The organism is Isoptericola sp. NPDC057391, assembly GCF_042668085.1.
In the GTDB taxonomy this organism is placed as follows: domain Bacteria; phylum Actinomycetota; class Actinomycetes; order Actinomycetales; family Cellulomonadaceae; genus Isoptericola.
Map to the genome: position 1 here is coordinate 1 of NZ_JBHVBO010000243.1, position 5,221 is coordinate 5,221.

General features: G+C 75.8%; 3 protein-coding genes. All 3 read right to left on the reverse strand.

Annotated features, from left to right (window positions below):
• Nucleotides 1–73: 73 nt before the first annotated feature.
• Genes ACFUVW_RS19420 through ACFUVW_RS19430 form a run of 3 tightly spaced genes read right to left on the reverse strand, consistent with a single transcriptional unit; the run spans nucleotide 74 to nucleotide 5,189 of the window.
• The gene (locus ACFUVW_RS19420; protein ID WP_430572940.1) at nucleotides 74–3,004 is read right to left on the reverse strand and encodes a molybdopterin-dependent oxidoreductase; all 2,931 of its coding nucleotides are present in this window, start codon (nucleotides 3,002–3,004) and stop codon (nucleotides 74–76) included.
• Complete coding sequence (locus ACFUVW_RS19425; RefSeq protein WP_430572941.1) at nucleotides 3,001–3,885, reverse strand: FAD binding domain-containing protein; 885 nt, start codon at nucleotides 3,883–3,885, stop codon at nucleotides 3,001–3,003. The genes ACFUVW_RS19420 and ACFUVW_RS19425 overlap by 4 nt, the downstream gene beginning before the upstream one ends.
• Nucleotides 3,876–5,189, reverse strand: coding sequence for an XdhC family protein (locus tag ACFUVW_RS19430; RefSeq protein ID WP_430572942.1), 1,314 nt, complete (start codon nucleotides 5,187–5,189; stop codon nucleotides 3,876–3,878). The genes ACFUVW_RS19425 and ACFUVW_RS19430 overlap by 10 nt, the downstream gene beginning before the upstream one ends.
• Between the last annotated feature and the right edge of the window lie 32 nt (nucleotides 5,190–5,221).

A 5,221-nucleotide genomic window follows, 5' to 3' on the forward strand; every position in this document is an offset into this window, starting at 1 on the left:
GGGTTGTTGGGGGGGGGGGGTGGGGCCGTTTTCGGCCCTTCAACCGGCCAAACCGCCCACCCACAACGTTCGGTCAGGGCGTCGCGGCTGCCTTGATGCCGAGGTAGACCCGGTCGCGCGAGAGCGGGAGCTCGGTGAACCGCACGCCGGTGGCGGCGCGCAGCGCGTTGGCGAGCGCCGGGGCGACGGGGTTGAACGGGCTCTCGCTCATCGACTTCGCCCCCATCGGGCCGGTGGAGTCGGACGTCTCGGCGAAGTACACCTCGCTGCGCGGCACGTCCGCGAACGTGGGCAGGTGGTACTGGCGGAAGATGTCGGTCGTGACGCGGCCGGCGTCGTCGACCACGACGTCCTCGTAGAGCGCGGCGCCGAGGGCCTGCGCGATGCCGCCCTCCACCTGGCCGCGGCACTGGCGGGGGTTGACGACCTCGCCCGCGTCCGCCGCCTGGACGCTCTGCAGGATGCGGATCTCGCCCGTGCCGCGGTGCACGGCCACGCGGAAGCCGTGCACGTTGAAGGCCACCGACCGCGGGGTGCCGCCCCAGCGGCCCTCGGCCTCGAGCCGCACGCCCGCGGCGCGGGCGTGCCGGGCCACCTCGGCCAGCGGCACGACCGAGCCGCCCTCGTACTCGACCCCGCCGGGCACCAGCCGGCAGTCGGCCGACGGCGTCCCGGTGAGCGACGACGCCACCACGCGCACGCGCTCCGCGAGCTCCGTCGCCGCGGCGAGCGACGCCTTGCCGGCCACCACGGTGCCGGTGGACCCGAAGGCTCCGGTGTCGTGCTCCACGAGGTCGGTGTCGGACTGCCTCACGACGACGTCGGCGGCCCGTTGCCCCAGCGCGCTGGCCACGAGCTGCGCGTGCACGGTCGTGGTGCCGTTGCCGAACTCGGCGGTGCCGACCTCCGCCTCCACGACACCGTCCAGGCGCAGCCGGGCGCGGGCGTGCGACACGTGCCCGCGCGGCGGCACGGTGTCGATCATCGACAGGGCGGTGCCCTCGCCGACGCCCCACTCCTCCCCGAGCCAGGGTCGCGTCGGGTCGGCGGGGTCGGCCCCGTACGCGGCGACGTCGCGCGCTCGGCCGCGGGCCAGCGCGTCGTCGGCGAGCTCGATGCACTGGTCGAGGCCGTAGCTGCCGTACAGCACGTCCTCCTCCGGCTCGGGCCCGGTGGACAGCATCGGCACCCCCGGGTGCACGACGTTGCGGCGCCGCAGCTCGAGGGGGTCCATGCCGAGCTGCCTCGCGAGCTCGTCCATCGCGGACTCGACGGCGAAGATCATCTGGCTGAGCCCGTACCCGCGGAACGCGCCCGCCGGCAGGGTGTGCGTGTACACGCAGTGCGCGTCGACCTTCTTGTTCGCGCAGGTGTAGACGGCGATCGACTCGCCGCAGCCGTGGAACATCACGCCCGGACCGTGGTTGCCGTACGCGCCCGTGTTGCTGAGCACGTCGAGGTGCAGCGCGGTCAGGGTGCCGTCGCGCCGGGCGCCCGCGCGCACCCTGATGCGGAACGGGTGCCGCGTCGTCGTACCGACGAACGTGTCCGTGCGTGTGAGCTCGAGCTGCACCGGCCGGCCGAGCCGCAGGGCGGCGAGGCCGGCGACATCCTCGACGAGCACCTCCTGCTTGCCGCCGAAACCGCCGCCCACGCGCTCGCACACCACGCGCACCTGGTCCATGGGCAGGTCCAGCACGCGCGCGAGGTGGCGCCGGGCGAGGAACGGCACCTGCGTGGAGGAGCGCACCACGAGCCGGCCGTCGTCGTCGAACGACGCGATCGCCGCGTGCGTCTCGAGGGCCGCGTTCTGCACGCGCTGCGTGCGGTACGTCGCCTCGTGCACGACGTCGGCCTCCGCGAGGCCCGCCTCGACGTCGCCCAGCTCGCTGTGCAGCTCCGCGACGACGTTGGCCTCTGGCCGTGCGACCCGCGCGGTCGCGGCGTCCAGGTCATGGTGCACGAGCGGGGCGCCAGGAAGCATGGCCTGCTCGGGGTCGATCAGCGCGGGCAGCACCTCGTACTCGACGCGCAGCCGGCGCACGCCCTCCTCCGCCGCGGCCACCGAGTCGGCGACGACGGCGGCCACGCGCTGTCCGACGTATCGGACCACGTCGTCGAGGATGCGGGTGTCGTCGGGGTCGTCGGTCCACAGCTCGTGCTGCGCGGTGCTGAACCGGGCGGCGGGCGCGTCCTCGTGCGTGAGCACGGCGCGCACCCCGGGCACCGCCAGCGCGTCGGCCGTGTCGATCGACAGGATCCGCGCGTGGGCGTGCGGCGAGCGCGCGAGCTTGAGGTGCAGCAGGCCGGGGTAAGCCTCCGGGTCCACGTCGAGCGTGTAGCGCACCTGGCCGGTGACCACGCCGCGGCTCGCGGGCGCGGGCTCCGAGGTGCCGAACGCGGAGGCCGTCGCCCCCGGGCCCTCGCCGCGCGCGTGCGCCGCGCTCCACCCGTCCTGCGCCGTGTCGCAGGCGGCGGCGCCCGCGGGGTGCGCCGCGCCGCAGGCGTCGCCGCCGAGCACCGCGTCGGCGATCGCCCGGTAGCCCGTGCACCGGCACAGGTTGCCCTTGAGGTTGCGCGGCAGGTTCGCGCGCTGCTCGTCGTCGAAGGTCGCCGCGGTCATGATCATGCCCGCGGTGCAGAAGCCGCACTGGAAGCCCTGCGCGTCGTGGAAGCGCTGCTGCACGGGGTGCAGCCCGTCCGCCGTCGGCTCCTCGGCCGTGGCCGCGAGGCCCCCGATCGTCGTCACCTCGCGCCCGGCGGCGCGGCGCGCGGGGTACACGCAGCTGTGCACGGGGACACCGTCGACATGCACCGTGCACGCGCCGCAGTCCCCACCGTCGCAGCCCTTCTTCACCCCGAGCGAGCCCTGCTCGCGCAGGAACGTGCGCAGGCACTGGCCGGCCCGCGGGACGGCGTCCACGGCGCGGCCGTCGACGCGTACCGGTGTCGCCGCCGCGGACTCCGTCGTTCCGGTGCTGGTGCGGGTGGTCGCGTCGGTCATCGCCGGCCTCCGTCGGTCGTGCTGGCGCCCTCGACGGGCGGGCTGGTCAGCTCGGTGCGGATCTCCTCCGCGAGCCGGTAGGTCATGTCGCGGCGCCACTCGGGCAGGCCGTGGATGTCGTCGTGGTAGAGGTCGGACGGGATCGCGGCGTCGATCGCGGCGGCCAGCCCGGCCGCGTCCGGGTACGCGCCGGCGGGGAAGCGCAGCTGCACGGGCCGGCGGGTCGACGCGGTCACGGTGATCACGAGCGCGCCGCCGTCGGCGGGCGCGTCGAGGCGGCCGATCAGGAGCACCCCGGTGCGCCCGAGGTTGGACAGGGACAGCCGCCGGAACGCGGTGCGGGCGCGCAGCGCCGCGGCGGGGAGCCGGATCGCGCGGAGCAGCTCGCCCGGGGCGAGGGTGTTGCGCATCTCGCCCGTCACCAGCTCGGCCACGGGCTGGGTGCGTCGTGCGCCGCCCGGACCCCAGACCTCGGCGACGCCGTCGAGGGCCGCGGTGAGCGACGTCATCGGGCCGGCCGGCAGCGACGTCGCGACGTTGCCGCCGACGGTCGAGGTGTTCCAGATCTTGAACGACGCGACGAACGCGTCGCAGCACGGGCGCACGAGGTCCAGCGCGCGCCACGCGTCGCGCACCGGGGCCGACGCCGCGGCCTCCGGGAAGGCGTACAGCTCGGCGACGGTGCACGTCGCGGCGATCTCCAGCCCGTCGTCGGTCACCGTGAGCGCGGGCCAGCCGGCGCTCGTGAGGTCGAGCAGGCGGCGCAGGGTCTGGCTGCCGTAGGAGAACAGGACGGTGCCGCCGGCCAGCCACGCGTCGCCCTCGCGCCAGTCGGCGGGGTCGGCGGTGGGGACCAGGTCGGTGACGGTGTTCATGTCCACCGGGATCGCTCCTTGCTTCGGGTCGTGCTGGGGGTGGCGCTGGGCGGTGTGCCGGGGGCCGTCCCGGGGGCCGCGTGCAGCGGTCCGTCGGTGCGGCTGAGCGGGACGGCGGCGGCGCGGCCGTAGCGGACGGCGACGAGCTCGGCGACGACGGACACGGCCACCTCCTCCGGCGTCACGGCCCCGAGGTCGAGGCCGATCGGCGAGCGGAGCCGGGCCAGCTGGTCGGAGGTCACGCCCTCGTCGTGCAGGGCCTGCAGGCGCTGCGCGTGCGAGCGCCGCGAGCCCATCGCCCCGACGTACGCGAGCGGCAGGCCGAGCGCGAGCCGTAGGGTCGGGACGTCGAACTTCACGTCGTGGGTGAGGACGGCGACGGCGGTGCGGGCGTCGAGCCGCCCGGCGGCGGCCTCGGCGGCGAGGTACCGGTCGGGCCAGTCCACGACCACCTCGTCCGCCTGCGGGAACCGCCGCGGCGCGGCGAACACCTCGCGGGCGTCGACGAGCGTCACGTGGTACCCGAGCAGGTGCACGGCGCGCACGAGCGCGCCGGCGAAGTCGTTGGCGCCGACGACCACGAAGCGCGGCGGCGGCAGGCGCGTCTCGACCAGCAGCGTCACCGGCTCCTCCGGGGCGCCGTCGTCGCACGCGCCGTCGGGCACGCCCGGAGCCGCGTGCACGGTGGCGGCGCCGCCCGCCCGCAGCACCGCCGCGACCTGCGCGGACACCGCCGGCAGCGCGCCGTCGTCCACGAGCCCTCGCAGCGAGTTGTCAGGACCACACGCAGGTTCTGATGCTCCTGGCCCTGACAGCTCACTGCGGTCAGAGTTGTCAGGACCACACGCAAGTTCTGATGCTCCTGGCCCTGACAGGTCGGGCAGGACGACGGCGGTCGGGCGCGTGACGTCGAGTCGCCGCACGAGCGCGGCGGGCGCGCCCCGGCCCGCGGCGAGGCGGGCGAGGGCGACGGCGGCGGGGTCGCCGTCGTCGCCGGGACGCACCGGCTGCACGTGCACCTCGAGGCTGCCGCCGCAGGTGAGCCCGACGGCGAACGCGTCGTCGTCGGAGTAGCCGAAGGTCTCGCGGTGGCACTCGCCGACGGCGATCGCGTCGAGCGCGGCCGCGTGCACGGCCGCCTCCACGCAGCCGCCGGAGAGGCTCCCGATCACGGCGCCGTCGGCGCGCACGGCCATCGCCGTGCCGACGGGCCGCGGCACGGAGCCGGACGCGCCGACCACCGTCGCGACGGCGAACGGCTGTGCACCGGGCTCGAGCCACTCGGCGAGCTGGTCAGCCAGGGTGAGCATCTGTGGTCCCTCCCCGTCGGTCGGGCCTGCCG